Source organism: Leptolyngbya sp. AS-A5, assembly GCF_039962495.1.
GTDB lineage: Bacteria > Cyanobacteriota > Cyanobacteriia > Leptolyngbyales > Leptolyngbyaceae > Leptolyngbya.
The window spans coordinates 145,999-167,899 of record NZ_JAMPLL010000010.1; the positions used below are offsets into that span (position 1 = coordinate 145,999).

Below are 21,901 nucleotides of genomic sequence, written 5' to 3' on the forward strand. Positions count from 1 at the left end.
CCTTCTCTGGGCTACTTTCTTAAAGTTTTAGATTCTGACTGTTACTTGATCGCTGCGGCTTTAACTTCAGAGGATTTCACGAAGCCATAGTAGAACGCAATTCCTGCAACGATCGCATTCAGCAAGACATTTGCACCAAATAGAGGAGTCAGACCAAATAGAGTGTTGGTAAACGGAAGCAGTCCTAAGATTGCACCTGCCGCATACACAATCGCGAAGATACGAGTGAATACGATCGAGCCAGTCAAGCTGGTAAATGCAGCAAGTCCCCAAACTCCAACCAAAATGCCAATTGCGTTATGGAAATAGTTGGTCGGGAACAATCCAAAGAGGTAACCGAAGCCCAGATTGGGAATAAAGTGTTCAGGGGGAGCCACAAAAGCAGGCACAAATCCAGCTAAACCAAGCAGCAGGAAGAACAGGCCTAGACCTAAAGCACCATAACGAATCGGAGAAGTTGGTGCGCTTGTAGAGATTGATGTTGATTGCATGATTGTAATTTGAATATTAAAGATTTTGACAAACTGAGAGACTTAACGAACTAGATGGAGAACCTCGCGTACCACGCTATATCCTGCTAAATCCCAGAGAAAATAAGCAATGAAACCGAGCATTGCTAACCGACCATTCCAAAGTTCTTGTTGAGGATTCCAGCCAAAGATCCAGGCGTTACGATCGGCACCATTATAAGCCGGAGTCACAGCGGGAACTTGATCGGTATTAATTGTTGAACGTTCCATGTCAAGTGTTGAGCGTTCCATAAAATTGTTATTTATCTGACTGCACTGCCATACTAGCGAGCAACTTTATGGGTTTAGTCTGCCATTAGAAGCGGCTTTGGTCTATCTCCAAAGGCGGGACTTAATAGGAGAAGTCAGAGAAATAACTTAGGTGCGATCGACTAATATTTTTCCGTTGTATCCTGCTTGTTGATAGCGATTCAGGACATCTTGAATTGCCTGAGCAGAACGGGTGTTGAAATCTACTAAGGCAACACATGCGCCTCCAAATCCTGCGCCCGTGAGCCGCGCTCCTAATATTCCTGGTGTTTCTTGCAGCATTGCAACGAGCCGATCTAATCCTTCTACAGAGACCTCATAATCATCGCGCAAGCTTGCATGAGAGGCATTCATCAATTGTCCGAATTGCTCAGCCGATACACCACTTCGGGCTTCTAGAACACGATTGTTCTCGGTGATCACATGACGCGCTCTTTCTTTGAGCGGACTCGGTAAGGATGCGATCGCGCTTACATCCTGCACATCTCGCAAAGCTGGAACATTAAGCAATTTAGCAGCCTCCTCACACTCTGCACGGCGCTGATTGTATCCACTGCCTGCTAATGTACGAGGAATTCCACTATCAATGACTAGGACTTCTGCGCCTTGAGGAAAGGGTAGTAATTCACGATCGAGCGTTCGTGTATCCAGAAATAATAGGTGATCAGTATCTGCTAAGCTGGATGCCATCTGATCCATGATGCCGCATTGAACATGGGCAAAGTTTCTTTCTGCATCTTGTCCAAACTGAGCAATCTTGACATCATCAATATTGAGATGGAGGAGCGATCGTAAAGCGCGTAACATTGCAACTTCTAAGGCTGCACTACTCGACAAGCCAGAGCCAATTGGAACCGAAGAAGTCACAAAGATGTTGAGCGGTGGAATGTTCAATCCTTGTTGTTCAAGGGTGCGAATACAGCCAATGACATAGCTACTGAAGCCCTGAGGAATGGGATCACTCGGAGCGAAACTAACTTGCTCGGATAGTTCCTGAGAATAGATGTGATGTCGATCGTTCGGGCTAGCACCGAGATAAACAGTAGTCTGCTGAGGAATTGCAGTCGGCAACACAAAACCATCGTTGTAGTCCGTGTGTTCGCCTAGTAGATTGACTCGTCCAGGCGCACTCGCTTGAACATCAGGAGAAGCATTAAAGATTTGCTCAAAGGTGACTGTTGTGGCTGTCGTCATAGCGATTAGAACTTTTCTAAGGGGAGGGGACGTTGTCGTCCGTTGACTTCAATGCTTTTCCAGTGTGGATCAAGTGTAAGATTTTCGAGGCGATTATCTTCGTGAAGTAAGAAAGTGTCTTCTATCTTGGCTCCGACTAGGCTAGGATTCCAAGCCATCGCAGTGTTGGCAAATAGAAGATCGTTCGTTTCAGGATCAGCAACTACTTCGCGAGATAGATACCCAGTAGTTCCGCCTTGGTGATGTTCGCGAATGGCGTTGGGATAGCCTTGTTGCTCGTATGCGCTTTGTAGGGTGTGGTAAATCTGATTGAGCGATGTTCCAGTTTGACAATGATCGAGCGCGATCGCTTCGATTTCTCGCACTTGTTGATGTCGGGTTGCTTCTTGCTCGGATAGTCGATCGAAGTAAACAAAGCGAGTGAGATTTGCATACAGACCAAAGCCACGGGCGCAAAAGACTAACATTGCCATCCGTCCAATTTTTTCTTGCTTCGGAAGGGTGTGGCGATACTTAGGCAAGCGAACTTCTCCAGCCGCAAGCGTGAGGGCGGGGCGTAGTCCACGAGTCCAAAGAGCAGCCGCTCCCGCTCCGGCAAGTTGAACTTCTGTCCAATCCGGTGAGGCTTGCGCGAGAACTTCGGTCATCGCTTCGCTGGCGAGTTTTCCCACTTGGCGGTAGCGATCAATTTCACTCGGTAATAACATTCGTTTGTGATCGATTAGCGATCGTGGGAGATTGCCTTCGATATCACTGATGACTTTGCCGCCTTGAGTGACCTTTTGCACAAAAGACTCTTGATCGGCTTTTTTTGCCCAAGGAGCGATCGCCCATTGATAGTCTGAGCTGCTGGGAACTTCTTCGTCCTGAAGTCGCTGAGCTTCGATCTCATCGGTCAGAATCCATGCACCATTGAGTGTGACTAAAACTTCAGCAACTCCTGTGTCTGCCGCAAGTAGCACCATGTTCGAGCCGCCTGCGGTTGCCCACGCAAACCAATCAATTCCGCTCAATCGCAGACCAGATGCTCCAGCTTCCTGTAAGGCTTCGCGCATCCAGGTTAGTTTTTGACTGATTTCGGTAGTGCGATCGTCGCTTGCGGGTGTGGGGCTGAGTTGAGATTGCATTTCTGTTGCTCCTGATGCTTAGACCGTTACTCTGTCTTCGATTTGCACAGCGACAGCTTGTAGTTCTTTGGCTTTTTCTTCAGGAAGGGCATCATTCGCGAACATTCCGGCAGCAAGTTCAGTTCCTGCCAGATACTTGAGGCGATCGGCAGTGCGATAGGGCGGATAGAATTCTGCGTGTAAGTGCCATTCTGGATGCGGCTGACCATCAATCGGTGCTTGATACCATGCCATCAGATAAGGAAACGATCGCTGCCACAATCCATCAAACTTCATGGTTACAGTCTTGAGTGCTTTGGCAAGTCCTTGACGCTGATCAGGAGTCAGATCGATCAAGGTTGCTACGGGATCGATCGGAGCAATCCAGACTTCATAGGGATAGCGGGCGCAGATAGGGACAAACGCGATCGCGAAATCATCGCGGTACAAGATTCGCTGATCATCAGTAATCTCTTGCTGAATCAAGTCCTGCAACAATCTGCGCTGATGTTGTTGATAGTAGGCTTGCTGCTGTTGCCCCATGTTTGCAGGAACAGGCGGAACAAATGGATACGCATAGATTTGCCCATGTGGATGGTGCAGTGTTACGCCAACTTCGACACCTTTATTCTCAAACGGGAGAACATATTGGATTTGGTCAATCTCTCCAAGAGCACGGGTACGATCGCCCCACACCTGAATCAGTAACTCAATATGATCGAGCTTGAGTGAGCTAAGGGATGATTGTGGATTTTGATCAAACACAACGACTTCACACGCGCCATTTGCAGGGAGTGTGTTAACAATCTCATGCGGGGCTGTGTTGGCAGTGGGAACCATTGACGGAAAGCGGTTCTCGAACACAGCAACATCATAGTTTCCTTGAGGAAGTTCGGTCGGAAACTGAGGATCATGCGTGGGTGCGAGTGGATTGTACTCTGGAGGCGGCATGAACGTTCGCCCTTGCCGGTGACTCGCATAACAAACCCATTCGCCGCGCAACGGATGCCACCGCAGATGAGGACTTGCCTGAATCGGATCAGGGCTAGGACTGGGGGCAACAATATCGGGTGCGATCGCGTTTCGACTGTATAAAAACAGTTTGCGACCGTCCGGTTTTAGCAGCATTTGGGAATACATAAGCTTTTCACCTTGAGGGGATCTCTATCCATCCTGATGCCTTGGGTTTGCCCCCTAAATCCCCCACAAGTGGGGGACTTCAAACCAAAACCTTTCGATTCTTAAAGTTTTTCTAGGGGGCAACCATCCGCTTGCAACAAAGCAAGACACAATTTCAAAGCTTAGGTTGAAGAAAGAGATTTTGCTCCATTGCCATTGCTTGAAACCGTCGGGGTCTCTTGATCGGCTGCCATTGCTTTCTTCACCACCTGAACATCTTCGGGGTGCCAAGTTGGACGCTCTGAAATCTTCGCGTAGGTAGTAAGGGCTTGAGCAACGACTTGGTCCATGTTGTAGTATCTGTAAGTTGCTAAGCGTCCGACAAAGTGTACTCCTGGAGTTGCATCTGCAAGCTCTTTGTACTTCTTGTAGAGTTCCGCGTTTTCAGGACGCGGAATCGGATAGTAAGGATCGCCTTCTGCTTGGGGGAATTCGTAGACAACGCTCGTTTTGGGATGCTCTTGTCCAGTTAAATACTTGAATTCTGTAATGCGAGTGTAGGCTTGTTCATTCGGATAGTTCACGACCGGAGCCGATTGGAATAAAGGCTTATCGTGGGTTTCATGTTTGAATTCGAGCGATCGATACGGCAATTTACCAAAGCGGAAATCAAAGAATTCGTCTACAGGGCCGGTGTAAACAATCTCGCGATGGGGAATCACCTTCTGAATTTCGCGATAGTCCACATTCAGCATGACTTTAATGTTCGGATGCGACAGCATATTCTCAAACATCCGAGTAAAGCCATGGAGCGGCATTGCTTGATAGGTGTCAGTGAAATAGCGATCGTCGCGATTGGTACGGGTCGGAACTCTAGCAGTGACTGACTTATCTAGCTCAGAGGGATCAATACCCCATTGTTTGCGCGTATAGTTGCGGAAGAACTTTTCGTAGAGTTCGCGTCCGACTCGGCTCACAACTACATCTTCAGAGGTACGAATATAATCTTTTTTCTCAGCAACTGAGGCGAAGAACTCTTCTACCTGGAACGAGGTTAGATTTAAGCCATAAAGTTTATTGATCGTATCAAGATTGATCGGGATTGGTAGCAGTGAACCATCGACACTTGCCAGCACCCGATGCTCATACGGTCGCCATTGAGTGAAGTTTGAAAGATAGTCAAAGACATCACGAGAATTGGTGTGGAAGATGTGCGGACCATAACTATGGACTAACACCCCCGCATCGTTGTAATGGTCGTAAGCATTACCGCCAATGTGAGTTCTGCGATCGCAAATCAGCACTTTTTTCCCAGACTGGCTGGCTAATCGTTCTGCAATTACGCTGCCTGCAAAACCCGCACCCACAATTAAATAATCAAACATTAGAAGTTCTCCGAGAATTCAAAATAACTGCGTTAATCTGCTGCATCATCGCTTCCCAGGTTTGATCCCAGGACATTTGTGCAAGAAAGTCCTCGACCTGCTCAGGCTGTCCCTGCTGCATGGCAAGTTCAACTTGATCGATAAATTCCTCAGCGCGATCAGCGATGTGAACCAGTCCAGCTTCTCCATAAGGGCGGACTACATCCCGAATGGAGGTTGAAACCACTGGCTTCCCGGCTGCAAGATATTCCGGGGTTTTAGTGGGACTGATAAACCGTGTGGATTCATTTAATGCAAACGGCAACAATGCAACATCCCAATGCGCCAGGTAATGAGGTAATTCTTGATAAGACTTACTGCCTAAGTAGTGAATATTAGGGCGACGGGGAAGAGAACCGGGATCAATCTTCACAACCGGACCAATTAACACTAGCTGCCAGCCAGGTCTAGCTTGAGCAATCCTATCGACTAACTCTAAGTTCATTCTTTCATCAATTACACCATAAAATCCCAAACGTGGATGAGCAATGCAAGCTTGATCTTGGGGATCAACTGTAATGCTTTTCGCTTGGGCAAAGTGGGCGGCATCGATGCTACTTGGAAAAGCATGAACATTCGGATGCTGATGTTGTTTGGCTTCGTAGAGGCTTTGTCCTCCGGTAAACACGACATCTGCACGTTTGAATAGTTCTGTTTCCCAGTCTTTTAGAGCGTTTGAAGCTCCTTTAAAGGCAGAGAGTTCGTCCATGCAATCATAGACGATACAGCGGGGATCAAGGTGATTTGTGAATGATAGTGCGATCGGGGTGTAGTACCACAGAATAGGTTTTGAAATGCCGTAGTCAGTAAATAGCTCATCAATCAGCGTTTGCATCATGGTAGCGGTCATTTCCTGGCTCATCCCGCTGGGGAGATGGGGCACGACGATCCAAACGCCGCAATCGCGCTGAGTTACTTCTAAGCGCCAAGCTGCATTAGATTCAAACTTGGGTTCTTCGATAAAGAAGGTTCTGCGGTGACTAGCACAACGGGTGAGAAGGTGCTGCGGACGCTGATACACAAAGTCCCAGCGCAAATGGGACAAACAGACTAGATCGGGCAAAACGTGATCCATCGAGCCAAAATCAGGCGGAGTTTGGCTTTCTGAGGTGGATGCTTTTATAAAGGGCTTTCGACTATTCCCGATCGAACGGCTATAGCCGTTCAATCCTCTGTTGAATAAGGACATAGATTTTTGAATTTCTGGATGTTGCCTAAGTTGCAATCACAAATTCAAAAATAGTCACAATGACTCAGTATTCCTTCTATCTGAAGAGTTGGAAATGCTCGATAAAACAAAAAAGATGCGCTGGGTAGATATCAAAGTCTATTGATTTGTTAATAACTTTTTTAAGATAGATAAAGCAATGGAGCTATTTTGTAAAAGTTCTTCTATCCCAAGTTAGAATTAGTTTGAGCTATAATATACGTATAAGCACTCTTGTCTCAATACGCACTGGGGCTATAAGCTACATTCCTTTTGCTAGAGAATTGGTGCTCCCCAATAAAGCAAGGATTCGTTCTTTTTGGTTCTGTGTAACAAAACAATCTTCATTAGAAAAGTAAACTTTTATCAGGAGTAATAATTTTGATGTTAGGTTTTAATCTGCTGTTCACGCGCATCGAAGCAAGGCGCATTTTCTCCTAATTGAAGGAGTGACTTTCCATGAAACTACTCGGTAAAAGCCTCGACAGTATCGCCCAGTCTGCCTCTAGCCCGATCGCACTTTGTCGTCAACTCGAAACAGGTTATCCGCGCCCGCAGCTTCAGCGATCGCAGTGGATCAACCTCAATGGGGCGTGGAAATTCTCCTTTAATGATCAAGGAGATTGGAAACAGCCCGATGATGTGCCTGAATGGACACATACGATCGAAGTTCCTTTTGCTCCTGAAACAGAGAAAAGTGGCATCGGTGATACTGGCTTTCACGCTTATTGCTGGTATGAGAGAGAATTTGAAGTTCCGAGTGATCATCAACGGGTGCTGCTGCACTTTGGCGCAGTAGACTATCAAGCTTCGGTTTGGGTCAATGGTCGCTATGTTGGGGGTCATGAAGGCGGATATACCCCGTTCAGCTTTGAGATCACGGAATTTCTTCAACCGGGAACGATGCAGCGCGTGACAGTGTTGGCACAAGATGATCCGTTTGATTTGGCGAAGCCTAGAGGAAAACAGGATTGGCAGCTAGAGCCGCACAGCATTTGGTATCCCCGTACAACTGGAATCTGGCAAACCGTTTGGGTTGAGTGTGTCCCACAAACCTATATCGAGAAGATTCGTTGGGCACCGCATTTTGAGCGTTGGGAAATTGGATTTGAAGCCTCGATGGTTGGCGCAAACTGTGATGACTTGTACATCAAAGTGCGTATGAGCGTGGGCGATCGCTTGTTGGTAAATGACACTTACGAAGTCGTTAACGAAGATATCAACCGCCGGATTGCATTGTCTGATCCGGGAATTGACGACTATCGTAATGCTTTGCTGTGGAGTCCTGAGAAACCAACATTGATCGATGCTCAGATTCAGCTTTGGCATCAAGGCACGTTGATCGATGAGGTGAAGTCTTACACAGCGATGCGAACCGCGAACATTCAGCGCGATCGCTTTATGCTGAATGGTCATCCTTACTATCTGCGGTTGGTATTGGATCAGGGTTATTGGGCGGAAAGCTTGATGACTCCGCCATCGGATGAAGCGCTGCGTCAAGATATTGAATTGACGAAGCGGATGGGCTTTAACGGCGTTCGGAAGCACCAAAAGATCGAAGATCCGCGCTTTCTGTACTGGGCGGATGTGATGGGATTGTTGGTGTGGGAAGAAATGCCGAGTGCTTATCGGTTCACTCGTAAGGCGGTTGAACGAATTACGAAAGAGTGGACAGAGGTGATCGATCGCGACAGCAGTCATCCCTGCATCATTGCTTGGGTCCCGTTTAATGAATCTTGGGGGGTTCCGAACCTGACAGAGACCGCAGCGCAACGCCACTATGTTCAGGCGTTGTACTATCTGACGAAAACGCTTGATCCGACTCGACCCGTGATCGGCAACGATGGGTGGGAAAGTGCGACAACGGATATTCTGGCGATTCATGATTATGACAGCCAGCCCGATCGATTGGGTAAGCGCTACGGCTCTGAGGTGAAATTGTCAGATCTGTTTGAGACACAGCGACCGGGTGGACGAATTCTGACGCTGGATGGCTATCCGCACCAAGGGCAGCCAATCATGCTGACGGAGTTTGGTGGAGTGGCTTACACTCGCCCGACCGATGATCAAGCGGATAAAGCTTGGGGCTACGATCGTTCTTCGGATATCTGTGATCTTCAGCAGCGCTATCACAAGCTTCTGAATGTGGTGAACCGCGTTGAGATGTTTAGTGGATTCTGTTATACGCAGTTAACAGATACTTTCCAAGAGGCAAATGGCTTGCTTTATATCGATCGCACTCCGAAGTTTGATATCCATGCGATCGAGGCGGCGACTCTGGGACATGAGACGATCGCTCAGATTGCGGAATGTGCGATTACGCCTCAGTGCAGTGGATCTTGGCAGAGTTAGTCCGGCGTGATTGATGGTTTTCTGCTGCGGTTGAGCCGTTGAATGCCCCCTAAATCCTCCACGAGTGGGGGACTTTGAGACTGAGATTTCCTTGGATTGGGGAATCTCTTTTTTCTTAAAGTTACTAAGTAGAGCCTGCGGTGGAGGGTGTCAAAGTGTTGGATAGTTGTATTAAGCAGTGTGCAAGCCGATCTAAACCAAGGCGTTCAGTCGCTGAAATAAAGACTGCATCGGGGTAAGATTGCTGCACTTGATCTAAAGTGTTGCGATCGACTCGATCAACTTTGTTAAACACCAAGATTGCGTTTGGGGGTATTGCGGGTAGTTCAGATAACACCGTGTTCACGGATTCTAGATGCTGCTCCCAAGCGGGATGAGAAAAATCGAGAACATGAAGGAGTGCATCGGCTTCGGTGACTTCTTCGAGGGTGGCGCGAAAGGCATCCATTAGCGCAGGTGGCAGATCATGGATAAATCCAACCGTGTCTGTTAGTAATACATCGCGGCGCTCGTGCGTGTTTGGATCAGTGATTGTTAAGCGGCGAGTGGTTGGATCAAGTGTGGCAAATAGTTGATCGGCAACATAGACATCGGCTTGGGTGAGAACGTTTAGAAGCGTTGATTTGCCTGCATTGGTGTAGCCGACAAGGGCGATCGTGGGGAGTTGCTGGCGATCGCGCTGCTGACGGAGACGGGCGCGATGGGCTTGCAGTTGATTGACTTCTTGCTGGAGTTGAGTAATTTTTCGCTGAATGGTGCGGCGTTCGGTTTCTAGCTTGGTTTCACCAGGGCCGCGTGTTCCAATTCCTGCACCTAAGCGAGACATTTCTTGCCCGCGTCCGCGCAATCGCGGCAAGGTGTATTCAAGCTGTGCAAGCTCGACTTGGAGCTTTCCGGCTTGCGATCTCGCTCGTTGGGCAAAGATATCTAAGATGACTTGGGTACGATCGACCACGCGCACTCCGATTTGTTCTTCTAGGTTCCGCGCTTGGGTGGCAGAGATATCTTGATTGAGAACGATGAGATTTGCCCCTAATCGCTGTGCTTCTAAGGTGACTTCTTCGACTTTGCCGTGACCAATCACGGTTTGGGGATGAGGGTGCGATCGTTTTTGCTGTACGACTCCAACAATTTCACCTTTGGCGCTTTCGACGAGGCGGCGCAATTCATTAAGGCTGTCTTGGAAGCGACGATCAGACATCCTATCAGTTTGGAGTCCGACGAGTAGGGCGCGATCGTGATCAGACTGAACCGGTTGTAATAAGTCGAATCCGGCACCTTGGATGTCGCTTTCCCAGTCGTGAATCAATTCGTCGGCATCTTGTTCAAATAGAGATTGGAGCGGAAACGTTTCAACTTGCCAGGGTTGGTCAAAGTCGGGGGTAAGATGCGCTAAGTAAGAGTGCTGGATTAAGGCTTTTGCCTGATTGGACTTTGTATCGGCTAGGGTAAGAACGACCATTGCATCGAGACGCTGACGCAGCATGGCGATAAAGGCGCTGGCATCAGGCGGATGAAACTGAGCAACCAAGCAGCGAATTCCACTGAAACGATCGCCGCTTCGACGAGGTGACTCAGAGTCAGGGAGGCGGGTTTGCATTGGAGTGCCGATTCCAACGCGGATAACTTGTCCGCGACGATTAATATAACAGCAGAGCGGTTGATGAATGAGTTGGCTGAGGGCGGCTAATTGATCAGCAAATTCTGGAGTGATGAAGCGATCGTCCGCTAATCGTTCCTCGTATAGCTGCTCAATTTGGTTGATATGTGTGGATTTCAAGCCCTGAAGATTACCATGAAGCGTTGCCATGAGGTAAACCTGCAAATCTGCGATTCCTCAACCATAAAGAGTTGCTCCTCTGTCAACCTCTGACTTGGGTAGGAGGGAGTCTAGAGGGTTAGTTCAAAGGAATAAACATCCTTAGAATAGATTGGCTAGGTATTTGGAATTATCCAAGGCGCGCAAGTTAGATCTATGAATTTAACTACAGATAGATAGCAGGGTCGATCGCTCCTAATACTATAAGGAAACAAAATTATTGAATTGATGTATTTAGCTGATCACTAAGTCGATAACTTTGTGAGTTACAACTTAGTGAACATTCGCGCTGTAAGCAGTTGTGAATGTTTCAAGTTAAGAATTTGCCACATTAAATATCGACTCCACTTAAATCTGAAGGGATGTCATGAAAGACTATTTTTCGCTGAGCACTCGTTCTTCGTTGTTTGACGCAGGACTTCAGACTGCAGGCATAGCTCCAGCTACTGTAACTGAGTTATGGAAACAACAGTCTCCTTATAATCGAAGCGAATTGAATATAGGTATTGTGCATTTTGGTCCAGGTCGTTTTTTCCGGGCGCACCTTGCACGCATTATTCATCAACACTTGTCTCAAAAGGATCTGCAATGGGGAATTTGCGGTGTGAGCCTTAGAAGTCATCGCACGATCGCAAAGTTGCAGCCTCAAGACTTTCTTTATACCTTAACTGAGCGCTACATCGGGGATGAACATCATGAGTCAGCAGATGTGATTGGTTCGATCAAGCACATGATTGATGGTGCAGCAGAGCCGAACACTGTGCTTGAGCTAATGGAATCGCCTACAGTTCATTTGGTCACATTGACTGTGACTCAAGCCGGTTACTGTCTGGATTCACGGTTTGCTTTAGATATTAATCACCCTGGAATTGTGCATGATTTGAAGCATCCAACTCATCCAACGACTGCGATCGGGTTCATTGTAGAAGGTTTGCGTCGTCGTCGCGATCGTGGCATTGCACCTTGTACTACACTGTCTTGTGATAACTTACCGAGAAACGGGGAGATTTTACAAAGAGCGGTGCTAACTTATGCAGAACAGGTTAATTCAAGTCTTGCAGAGTACATTGTAAATAATGCAACTTTCCCGAATACTGTTGTCGATCGAATTGTACCGCAAGCGCATGAAGCTGATAAGGAGCATTCGTATCGATTATTACAGGTTCGCGATCGTTCACCGATTGTGACTGAACCGTTTTGGCAGTTTGTGGTTGAGGACAAGTTTAGTAGCGATCGACCGATGTGGGAAGAGATCGGCGTGACGATGACGGACGATATCACTCCTTTTCTGCATCTCAAATCTAGATTTCTAAATGCAGTTCACTCATTTATTGCTTGTTTGGCAGTTCGGGGTGGGATTGAGTGTGTCCATCAAGCACTGAGATTGCCAGAGTACCACTTATTTCTGCGGTTATTGATGGATGATATTACGGCTGCAACTCCGGTTGTCGATTCAATGTGCGAACAGTACGTTGATCAGGTGTTACTGAGATTAAGCAATGAAGCGACTCCTGACAAAATCGAGCGAATTGCGGCAGAAACTTCTCGAAAAATTGGGAAGTATATTGCTCCAATCTTGAAAGATGCTCATGCTCAAGGGGTGAGTTTAAGACGATTGATGTTGCCGATCGCGGCTTGGATGCTGACCATCCGAGAGGGCGCGAGTGAGCTTGGTCAGTCGTTTGAAGCCAACGATAAGCCAGAGGTGATTGCGGCGATTCAAATAGGGAAGCCATTGAGTGAAATGCTTGGATTAGAGCCGGGAGAGTGTTGCGACTTGCTCGATCTGGAGTGCGATCGGGCAATGTGGGAGATTCGGACACGCGGACTATCGGCTACACTCAGATATTACAGTCAGGAGCATTTTGAGCATGACATCGTTTCAGCCGCGTAAGGTCGTTTTGTTTGACCATGACGGAACTGTTGTGGATAGCGAGATTGTGGCGTTAAAGAGCGCGTGGAAATTAACGGCTGAGGTGGTTTGCGAGTTTCCGGGGGCACGTCACTATGATTTGCCAGACTTTATCAAGCACTTTGCAGGGAAACCGTATCGAGAGATTTTGGGGCAAATTTATGCAGATGCACCGATGGCTTTAACAGAGGCTGACATTCAGCGATTGGTGCTGGAGGAAGAAGATCGAGCGATCGATCACTTGAGCATTGGTGCAAAGCCAACTGAGGGAACGCCTGCGGTGCTAGATGAGTTGTGCGATCGTGGCATTGAGTTTGCGCTAGTGAGCAACAGTAGTTTGCGGCGGTTAAAGGCTTGTTTAGCAGCTTCGGAGTTAATGGAGTATTTTGGCGATCGTGTGTTTAGTGCGGCTGATTCTCTTCCGGTTCGCAGACCGAAGCCTTTGCCAGATGTCTATCTTTATGCGGCACAGTGTTTGAATGCAGAGGTATCAAATTGTATTGCAGTCGAAGACTCAATCAGTGGAGTAAAATCTGCGGTTGCGGCTGGAATTTCAATGATTGTAGGGTATGTGGGCGGAACTCACATTACCGAAGAGGAACGTAGCGATCGTGTCTCTGTACTGCGATCGGTGGGTGTTCATTGTGTGATTGAACAGATGTCTGAATTGATTCCATTGCTCTAAATCTGTCTCAAGAAAGAGAGTCTTTTTGAATGCTCTCCCCTAAGTTTAATAATGGGATTGAGTTAGTAACAGAAAGCTTTATGAATATTATCGGTAGAATCAAGCTTCCCAAGTCAATTGATATTGCTCAATTGTATGTTCAATGTGATGGAGCAGTATCGATTGATGATCAGGAAGGCAGCAAAAAGATAGTTCTGGGTCAAGGTGGAACGGTTTCTTCTAGCTCTTATTTCAATTCATTTTACGAAAGCTACTACGTTAAATACACCTCGCTTGAATCTATCTATTATGTGCTAGAGCTAGAGGGTGATTTTAAGGTTACTGTTTACAGAGAAGTCGCTGAAAGTAATGCAAGAGAAGCAATTTTAGAACAACATCTTGAGCAGTGTGAACTTTCTACGCCTGTGAAGCTGGCTGCGATCGATCTGGTTCAAACCGAAAATGCAGGCAGAATCTATGCTGAGATTACTTGCCTCAGTAAACAGGGAATTTTCGGGTCTGGCTGGATTGCGACGGATCAACCGAAAGCTAGGGAAGTCTCGCTGGGCGTTGTGATTTGTACGTTCAAGAAAGAGGATTACGTTAGAAACACTCTTTCGACGCTGCTGCAAGATGAATTGTTGCACGATCGCGACCTGAAGATTTTTGTTTCGGATAATGGTCGGACACTTGATCCGAATGAGTTTGCAGATTCGAGAGTGAAGCTATTTCCGAACATGAATGCGGGTGGTAGTGGTGGCTTTACCAGAGGCATCATGGAGGTTTTAGCAGAAGGTAGCTCGACCCATCTTTTATTGATGGATGATGATGTCGAGTTAGAAAGTGAAAGCGTTTTTCGGCTGTTCTCGGTGCATGAGTATGCGAAGACGGAGTTGATCATTGCAGGTGGCTTGCTGAACTTAAACAGAAAATGGTCTTTGTATGAGGCAGGCGCAACCTACAACGAGGCTTCTAAAACGAAGGGTGCATCTGACTCACTGATGCCATTGAACTATGATTTAGATTTGCGGGATACTAAGGTTCTGAATCAATTGTTGAGGGAAGTGGATGCAGATTATGGTGGGTTTTGGTTCTGCTCTTTCTCGAAAGCGTTGGTAGAGCGCATCAAACTGCCGTTGCCGTTGTTTATTAAGCTCGATGATGTTGAGTTCTGCATGAGAGCAAAGCGGAAGTTTGGCATTCCGATCGTGACCTTCCCGTCGATGGCAGTGTGGCATATTCCCGCTTCTGCAAAGAACCTCAATTGGGAAGCTTACTACTATTTCCGCAATGATTTGATTACTTATGCAATGCACTTCTCACCGAACTATAAACATACGGTGACTAATCTGACCAAAGAGATTATGCAGGCGTTGTTAAAGCCAGACTACGATCGTGCTCAGATGCTGATTAAAGCATTTGAGGACTATCTGAAAGGGACAGAGTTGATTAAGGGTGCTAATCCAGAGTTGACTCACCCGATGACGCTGAAGCTGAGTCGGAGCTATGAAAATCAAATTGAGATTGATACTTTAGCAAGCGTTGAGCTTTTAGCACGTTGGGCAAGTGTTGCAGAACAAGGCCGCACGCGCTGGGAGGATGCGAGTCAGGACTGGAAAAGCTCTTATGCAGAGCTAACGTCTGAGGCGTTTTGGCGGGAGTATCTAGGGCTGAAAGAGATGGCTTACTCAGGGGCGATCGGGCAGTAATTTGAAAGGCGATCGCTGGAGTTTTTCATTATCTTCATCGTCAGTGATGTCAGCGGTATAACGCTAAGTTGAGCGGCGGCAGACTGCCTCGAACTCCCACAAACGCTCTCTGTTCCGTCCGCACCAACGCAGTGTTGGGCTGCTGGCAATTGGTTAGAAGCTTTATCTCTTAATCTAGAGAAAAGCACTGAGATTAGGAAATTGGAATTTTAATGGTAAATTCAGTTCCCTTTCCCAATTCAGAGATTACATCGATCGTCCCCTGATGCTTTTCGATAATTTGATGGCAGATTGATAGTCCTAATCCTGTCCCTTTGCTGCTAGGCTTTGTCGTAAAGAATGGATTAAAAATTCTCTCTTTAATTTCAGGAGGAATTCCATTTCCATTATCTTGAATGCTGATACAAACCTGTTTAGCTGGCTCTAAACAGGTTTGTATCATAATCTGCTTGGATTTTAGATCAGTCTCAAATAATGCATCAACAGCATTGGAAAGAATATTCATAAATACTTGATTTAATTGAGATGGATAACACAAAATTTTTGGCAAATCTCCATATTTTCTAACGACCTCAATCCCTTGCTTTAACTTGTGGTTGAGAATCAGTAATGTGCTATCGATTCCTTCGTGTAAGTCCACATCTTTTTGTTCTGCCTCATCCAATCTAGAAAAGTTGCGTAATGACAGAACAATATCTCTAATCCGACTGGTTCCCGTTTGCATTGATGCAACTATACGTGGTAAATCAATCAATAAAAACTCAAGGTCAATCTCCTCCATGCAATCAGTGATTTCAGGAGAGGCTTGAGGAAAGTGCTGTTGATAAAGTTTAAGTAGGGTTATGAGAGACTGAACATACTGATCGATGTGGGTGAGATTACCGTTGATAAAGTTAACCGGATTGTTGATTTCATGAGCAATCCCTGCCACCATTTGTCCCAACCCAGACATCTTTTCAGCCTGAATCAGTTGTGCTTGAGTTCTCTGTAAGTTTTCGAGAGCCTGTTCTATGTCTCTAGCTCTCGCCTCTGCAAGTGTGGCAATCTCCTCCTTGCCTCTCAAAATATCTTTTAGTTTCACTTCCCGTTCTGCTAACTCATCCATTAATCGACTCTTCGCTTGCAAAAGAAAGAGAAAATCAGCAGCAGAGTCGTGAATTGCAAAGTCTTTTAATTTGATTCCAATGTGGTTTAGCTGGCTAATTTCTGTAACGACTGGGGAACCCAGGAAGAAAATGACCTCGCAGTCATCAATAGGTATCATCTGCCCCTTTAAAGTCATTTCACTATGGAGCGATTTCAGAATAAATATGCTGTGAGATTGCTTACTAATGGCAGCAAAATTAGCAGTTTGAATAATAGGGCGGTTAATCTGGAAACACTTGGCAAACTGTGACCCGATGATGTCAGGAATAAGCCGCTGCAAAACTTCTCCAGATTGGATGATTGTGCGATCTCCATTAAACACAAAATGAAAAGGAAATGACTTCGCAAGTAAGTGGGGTGGCAAAGTGAATTGGGGCTGCATGAAAAGTTCAGTTAGGTTTATATTGGATGGTAAACTCATCATGATCTGCACCCTCAGACTTGCTTTGAATCTGGGTAACTTCAACATCTGTATTCAAGTGCGTACCCAAGCCTTTCACTAATCCCACCACCATCGGAGCTAACCCCTCTCGATGTGAATGATAGTGAAGGTGTAGCTTTTGTCCTTCAATCTCCTCACAGTCAAAAGATGGCGGCTGGAGTTTTGGAAAACTTATTCCGACACGGGTATGAAGGTCATCTAGGTTCTGTAAAAATTCGGGAAGCGTATCGCCGCTCATCGCCATCAGTTCCCCATACCCTTCTTCAGACGTGTATTGCACCCAGAACTCTCCAAAGGCTTGCATGATTGCTGAAGCAGGTAGACCCAAAACAAGACTTGCAGCCTTTACAAGCCTATGGGTTACATCATCCGGGTAAGACTCCATGCTGATGAAAGTATCAACTTCAACTTCAGCCTTATGCTGAATCTTATTCCAGGTTTCTTCACCGAAGCGACTGCACACCATGTCGCGAATTGCTTTGTTGACTAAGCCGTACATAAAACCTCCTGTAGTGCTGTTTCAGAATTGCTATGTAGCTTGTCTGCAACCCCTTTGAGATTAGGTTGCTTGAAAGTTGATCGGCAAAATGCTCCCCATAGAATAGGTTGCCCACTTCTGAAGTAAATTTGCTAGTTTTGGTACAAATGGAGTGATTACATACCGTGTCGTTACTAGAAGATAAAGTAGCCCAACAATTGTTTAGACTGACGCTTTCCGCCTAACCATTTAGATCGGAGCGTTAGACCGAAAATGGTCGGCATAGTACCCTGTTAGGGCGATTTGGACTGCTCAAAGTCGGCATAACATCCGAAACTAGGATATTAGACCGATTTTTTCTGCTTAATCCTGGAGTTAGAAACATTAGACTGACTCATATTCCGCATATTACCCATCGATAGGGTGATTAGATAGAAAATTTTCGTATTTTTCCCAAAGAGAGCCTGTACTATTCTGCCTAAAATTCTGCTCAACCACGTTCACCAGATGAACGTTGAACAAGATGATCTCACTTTGATCATGCTGAAGTGCCTTTGCATTCACTGACTGAGTGATCGCGCTATTACGTCCTCTAGCTGTTGGCACAAGGGGGAACTGCACAGTTACACCTGATGGAAATTTTTCTCATTTTGGTCTTGATATTGGACTTAAATTGAGTCTTAAATAATAGCTTGAGACAAACTGAGAAGAAGCGATTGCCCTTTTGTGATCTGGCAATTTGAATTCACGATTGCACTAAAAAATCGGGGCAGTTTTCACTACCCCGATCGCAGTTATCTAACTTCAGAATTACAGTTGCGGCACGTAACGTTCTTTTTCGGGAACGGCGGTGTACTCGGCAACGATTTGGCGGAACTCATCGCCATCGATCGTTTCTTTCTCGACCAGTAGATCGACTAAGCGATCGATCACTTCACGGTTTTCGCGAATGATGCGGCGAGTATCTTCTAAACAGTGCTCAACGATCGAGCGGACTTGAGCATCAATTCGAGCGGCAATCTCTTCGGAATACTCAGAGCGAGTCATCCAGCCGCCACCCAAGAAGACTTCACCTTGTTGGCTTTCGAGCGAGAGTGGACCTAAATCCGACATGCCGAAACGAGTTACCATCTGACGTGCCATTCCGGTGACTTGTTGAATGTCACCGCCTGCACCTGTTGTCACTTCAGCATCTCCAAAGATGACTTCTTCTGCGGCACGTCCACCCAATGCACCTTTGATACGAGCAAGAATTTGCGATCGCGAAATCAGTCCTTGATCTTCACTCGGCATAAACCAGGTGAGACCCCGTGCTTGACCGCGTGGAACTAGAGTCACTTTCTGAACCGGATCGTGTTCTTTCACGAGCGTTCCAACGATCGCGTGTCCGACTTCGTGATAGGCAATTAATCGCTTGCTCTTGCTGTCGGTGAGCGGTGTGCCTTCCATGCCAGCGACAACACGATCAACCGCATCATCAATTTCGAGCATGGTGATTGCGTCTTTGCGGCGACGAGCGGTGAGGATTGCCGCTTCGTTGAGCAGGTTCGCTAAGTCTGCACCGGAGAAACCAGGGGTACGACGAGCGATCGCTTCAAGGGAAACTTCAGGTGCAATCTTTTTATTGCGGGCGTGGACGTTGAGGACTTCGAGGCGACCTTTGATATCGGGAACATCAACACTGACTTGACGATCGAAGCGTCCGGGACGAAGTAATGCAGAGTCTAGAACGTCAGGGCGGTTGGTTGCAGCAATGATGATGATTCCAGTGTTGCCTTCAAATCCATCCATCTCGGTGAGAAGTTGGTTTAAAGTTTGCTCACGTTCATCGTTTCCGCCACCGATTCCTGCACCCCGTTGCCGTCCTACTGCATCAATTTCATCGATGAAGATGATACAGGGAGCGTTTTCTTTCGCTTTTTTGAACAGGTCGCGAACGCGGGATGCACCGACACCGACGAACATTTCGACAAATTCGGAACCGGAGATCGAGAAGAAGGGAACGCCTGCTTCACCTGCGATCGCTTTTGCGAGCAGGGTTTTACCCGTGCCAGGAGGGCCGACGAGCAGAACACCTTTGGGGATTCTCGCGCCGACTGCGGTAAAGCGTTCTGGCTTTTTGAGGAAGGTGACGACTTCTTGCAGTTCTTCTTTGGCTTCTTCAATGCCTGCGACATCATCGAACATGACACCCGTTTTCGCTTCCATTTGGAATCGAGCGCGGGACTTGCCGAAGTTCATCGCTTGACCTGGGCCGCCAGGGACATTGCCCGATCGCCGGAACAAGAAGAAGAGTCCACCAAGCAAGAGGATCGGGAAGACTAAGTTTCCGAGTAAACCCCAAACTGCGCCATCGTTGCGAATTGGGTGGGAGTCTAGGTTGACACCAGAATTACGGAGACGGGTCACTAATTCAGGGGTGTTGCCGGGAAGATCGACTCGTAAGCGTTGTAGCCGATTATCCAGGTCTGGATCGACTGCTTCGACAATGGCAGTGCGACCTCCATCATATAAATCAACGCTATTAATTCGATTTGCGTCCAAATACTCCAAGAACCGCCCATAGGTCATACGGGTGCTGGCAGTGTTTCTGCTGGTATTGGGTGCGGTTGGAGCGATTGATCCTTGCCAGAGGAAAAACCCGACGACAAGCGCGGGAATTGCCCAAAGCAGGATGGTTCTCCAAGAAGATTTCATAAACTAGCAACCTCGCGATACGGCTACAACGGTAAAGATCGTTATTTTCCAAGGACTGTACAGTGCGGTTTTGCTCAGGCTTGAAGCTGAATGAGGCACGAGTACTTTTACGGATTCTTCACCAGGAAATTAATGAGAGGAATCTTAACTAAATGTAACTTAATTCTGAGAGTTCGGGCAATTGAGGTGGGAAGTGGGGAGTGGGGATTAACAATTTTTGTTGACTCCCTACTCCCTACTCCCTACTCCCTACTCGCTAACTGATCGACAAGGCTTGCTCGAAGCGGTCGCGATCGTGTCCTTTCTGATTGAGCAGTAGCCAGGACTGCACGAGATCTGGCCCTTGAAGTGCTCCAGTTAGAGCCGCTCGGAGTGATTTCATCACGACTCCTTTTTTAAGGTTTTGCTCTTTCACGACTTGCTTGATTAAGTCTTGGATTGCAGCTTCAGTTAGGGGTGAAGGCATTGATTCTAGAATGGCTTTGATTGCTGTGGCTGCGCCGTCTTGCTGCATTTGGGCTTTGGCATCGTCGGTGTAGTCCAGCGATTGGAACAAGTAGCGCGTCATGTCTACGGCTTCATTCAGACGAGACAGGCTGGGGGCAACGAGGGCGCTGACTTGTTCGAGCCATGCACGATCGTTCTTCTCATCCAACACATAACCCGCCGATTTCCAAACTGGAATTAATAGATCGGTGACTTGATCAATCGGCATTGCGTGAATGTATTGCCCGTTGATCCAGTTCAATTTATCCCAATCGAACTTGGCTCCGGCTTTGTTGACGCGATCGAAGCCGAATTTCTCAGCCGCTTCGGTGAGCGAGAAGATTTCGGTCATCGGTTCGGGGGGCGACCAGCCAAGGAGCGTCATATAGTTGGCGATCGCTTCTGCGGTGTAGCCCATATTTTTAAAGTCAGAAATCGAGGTGACACCATCGCGTTTGGAAAGTTTTGCGCCTGCTTGGTTCAAAATTAGCGGCGTGTGTCCAAATTCGGGTAAAGGTGCGCCGAGGGCTTCGTAGAGTAGGATCTGTTTCGGAGTGTTGCCGATGTGATCTTCACCGCGAATGACGTGGGTGATCTTCATATCAATGTCATCGATGACGACAACAAAGTTATAGAGGGGTTGACCGATTGCTTCACCTTCTGCGGCGCGAGCGATCACCATATCGCCGCCGAGATCGCGACCTTTCCAGGTAACAGTGCCGCGAACGAGATCTGTCCAGGAAATTTCTCGATCGTCGTCGATCTTGAATCGGATGACGGGTTTGCGACCTTCAGCGAGGTAAGCGGCTTCCTGTTCGGGTGTGAGATTGCGATGACGGTTATCGTAGCGAGGCGCTTCGTTTTTAGTTTTTTGCGCTTCTCGCATCGCATCGAGTTCTTCTGGAGTATCGTAGGCGCGATAGGCTAATCCTTTATCTAGGAGTTCCTGGATCTTTTCACGGTACAAACTCATTCGAGCCGTTTGATAAACGGGTTCTTCATCCCAGTTCAAACCGAGCCAGGTGAGTCCCTCGAAAATGTTTTGGGTGAATTCGGGCTTCGATCGCTCTAGATCGGTGTCTTCGATGCGGAGGATAAATTTTCCGCCGTGGTGACGGGCAAACAGCCAGTTGAAAACTGCGGTTCTAGCCGTTCCGATGTGGAGATTACCCGTGGGACTGGGTGCAATGCGAACGCGAACGGTCATGAGTCAAATAGAGAATTGTGCATTCTTCATTCTAACGGAGCTTGTTGACCTGAGGTTTGGAGGTTTGATCAAGGTTGAACTTCTGCGTATCCCGCAGAAGTTCAAAAGTTTTAATTTCTCTAAGTTTTCCGATTCAAGGTAATTTCAGACTGTCTATATT

General features: G+C 47.1%; 16 protein-coding genes. 4 read left to right on the forward strand and 12 right to left on the reverse strand.

The window, feature by feature from the left end:
• Window positions 1–41: 41 nt before the first annotated feature.
• From NC980_RS14110 to NC980_RS14140, 7 genes are all read right to left on the reverse strand, one after another.
• Complete coding sequence (locus NC980_RS14110) at window positions 42–491, reverse strand: DUF4383 domain-containing protein (protein WP_190376692.1); 450 nt, start codon at window positions 489–491, stop codon at window positions 42–44.
• A gap of 42 nt (window positions 492–533) precedes the next feature.
• Window positions 534–740, reverse strand: a complete 207-nt coding sequence (locus NC980_RS14115; protein WP_190376693.1) for a chlorophyll a/b-binding protein — start codon at window positions 738–740, stop codon at window positions 534–536.
• Window positions 741–887: 147 nt separating this feature from the next.
• Window positions 888–1,973 (reverse strand): galactokinase, encoded by a 1,086-nt coding sequence (gene galK, locus NC980_RS14120; RefSeq protein ID WP_190376694.1) that lies wholly within the window; start codon window positions 1,971–1,973, stop codon window positions 888–890.
• Window positions 1,974–1,978: 5 nt separating this feature from the next.
• Complete coding sequence (locus tag NC980_RS14125) at window positions 1,979–3,100, reverse strand: M24 family metallopeptidase (RefSeq protein ID WP_190376695.1); 1,122 nt, start codon at window positions 3,098–3,100, stop codon at window positions 1,979–1,981.
• Between the two features lie 18 nt (window positions 3,101–3,118).
• On the reverse strand, window positions 3,119–4,219 hold the full coding sequence (galT, locus tag NC980_RS14130) for a galactose-1-phosphate uridylyltransferase (RefSeq protein ID WP_190376696.1): 1,101 nt from the start codon (window positions 4,217–4,219) through the stop codon (window positions 3,119–3,121).
• Window positions 4,220–4,380: 161 nt separating this feature from the next.
• Entirely contained in the window at window positions 4,381–5,583 is a 1,203-nt protein-coding gene (glf, locus tag NC980_RS14135; protein WP_190376697.1) for a UDP-galactopyranose mutase, read from the reverse strand.
• Window positions 5,576–6,811: a glycosyltransferase family 1 protein gene (locus tag NC980_RS14140; RefSeq protein WP_190376698.1), complete on the reverse strand. Its 1,236-nt coding sequence runs from the start codon at window positions 6,809–6,811 to the stop codon at window positions 5,576–5,578. The genes glf and NC980_RS14140 overlap by 8 nt, the downstream gene beginning before the upstream one ends.
• Before the next feature lie 477 nt (window positions 6,812–7,288).
• Here NC980_RS14140 and NC980_RS14145 point away from each other — a divergent pair, with 477 nt between their 5' ends.
• The gene (locus NC980_RS14145) at window positions 7,289–9,181 is read left to right on the forward strand and encodes a sugar-binding domain-containing protein (protein WP_190376699.1); all 1,893 of its coding nucleotides are present in this window, start codon (window positions 7,289–7,291) and stop codon (window positions 9,179–9,181) included.
• A 124-nt stretch (window positions 9,182–9,305) separates the two neighbouring features.
• On the opposite strand, the gene hflX is transcribed toward NC980_RS14145, so the two are convergent.
• The gene (gene hflX, locus NC980_RS14150; protein ID WP_190376700.1) at window positions 9,306–10,991 is read right to left on the reverse strand and encodes a GTPase HflX; all 1,686 of its coding nucleotides are present in this window, start codon (window positions 10,989–10,991) and stop codon (window positions 9,306–9,308) included.
• A 376-nt stretch (window positions 10,992–11,367) separates the two neighbouring features.
• On the opposite strand from hflX, the gene NC980_RS14155 reads away from it, so the two are divergent.
• The 3 genes from NC980_RS14155 (at window position 11,368) to NC980_RS14165 (ending at window position 15,285) form a co-directional block, all read left to right on the forward strand.
• The gene (locus NC980_RS14155; RefSeq protein WP_190376701.1) at window positions 11,368–12,894 is read left to right on the forward strand and encodes a mannitol dehydrogenase family protein; all 1,527 of its coding nucleotides are present in this window, start codon (window positions 11,368–11,370) and stop codon (window positions 12,892–12,894) included.
• The gene (locus NC980_RS14160) at window positions 12,872–13,597 is read left to right on the forward strand and encodes an HAD family phosphatase (protein ID WP_190376702.1); all 726 of its coding nucleotides are present in this window, start codon (window positions 12,872–12,874) and stop codon (window positions 13,595–13,597) included. Before NC980_RS14155 ends, NC980_RS14160 begins: the two co-directional genes overlap by 23 nt.
• Window positions 13,598–13,677: 80 nt before the next feature.
• The gene (locus tag NC980_RS14165; protein ID WP_190376703.1) at window positions 13,678–15,285 is read left to right on the forward strand and encodes a glycosyltransferase family 2 protein; all 1,608 of its coding nucleotides are present in this window, start codon (window positions 13,678–13,680) and stop codon (window positions 15,283–15,285) included.
• 193 nt (window positions 15,286–15,478) lie between these two features.
• On the opposite strand, the gene NC980_RS14170 is transcribed toward NC980_RS14165, so the two are convergent.
• From NC980_RS14170 to gltX, 4 genes are all read right to left on the reverse strand, one after another.
• The gene (locus NC980_RS14170; protein WP_242026831.1) at window positions 15,479–16,855 is read right to left on the reverse strand and encodes an ATP-binding protein; all 1,377 of its coding nucleotides are present in this window, start codon (window positions 16,853–16,855) and stop codon (window positions 15,479–15,481) included.
• On the reverse strand, window positions 16,821–17,372 hold the full coding sequence (locus NC980_RS14175) for a heme NO-binding domain-containing protein (RefSeq protein ID WP_190376704.1): 552 nt from the start codon (window positions 17,370–17,372) through the stop codon (window positions 16,821–16,823). The genes NC980_RS14170 and NC980_RS14175 overlap by 35 nt, the downstream gene beginning before the upstream one ends.
• A gap of 789 nt (window positions 17,373–18,161) precedes the next feature.
• Window positions 18,162–20,048 (reverse strand): ATP-dependent zinc metalloprotease FtsH2, encoded by a 1,887-nt coding sequence (gene ftsH2, locus NC980_RS14180; RefSeq protein ID WP_190376705.1) that lies wholly within the window; start codon window positions 20,046–20,048, stop codon window positions 18,162–18,164.
• 256 nt (window positions 20,049–20,304) lie between these two features.
• Window positions 20,305–21,741: a glutamate--tRNA ligase gene (gene gltX, locus NC980_RS14185; RefSeq protein WP_190376706.1), complete on the reverse strand. Its 1,437-nt coding sequence runs from the start codon at window positions 21,739–21,741 to the stop codon at window positions 20,305–20,307.
• Window positions 21,742–21,901 lie beyond the last annotated feature (160 nt).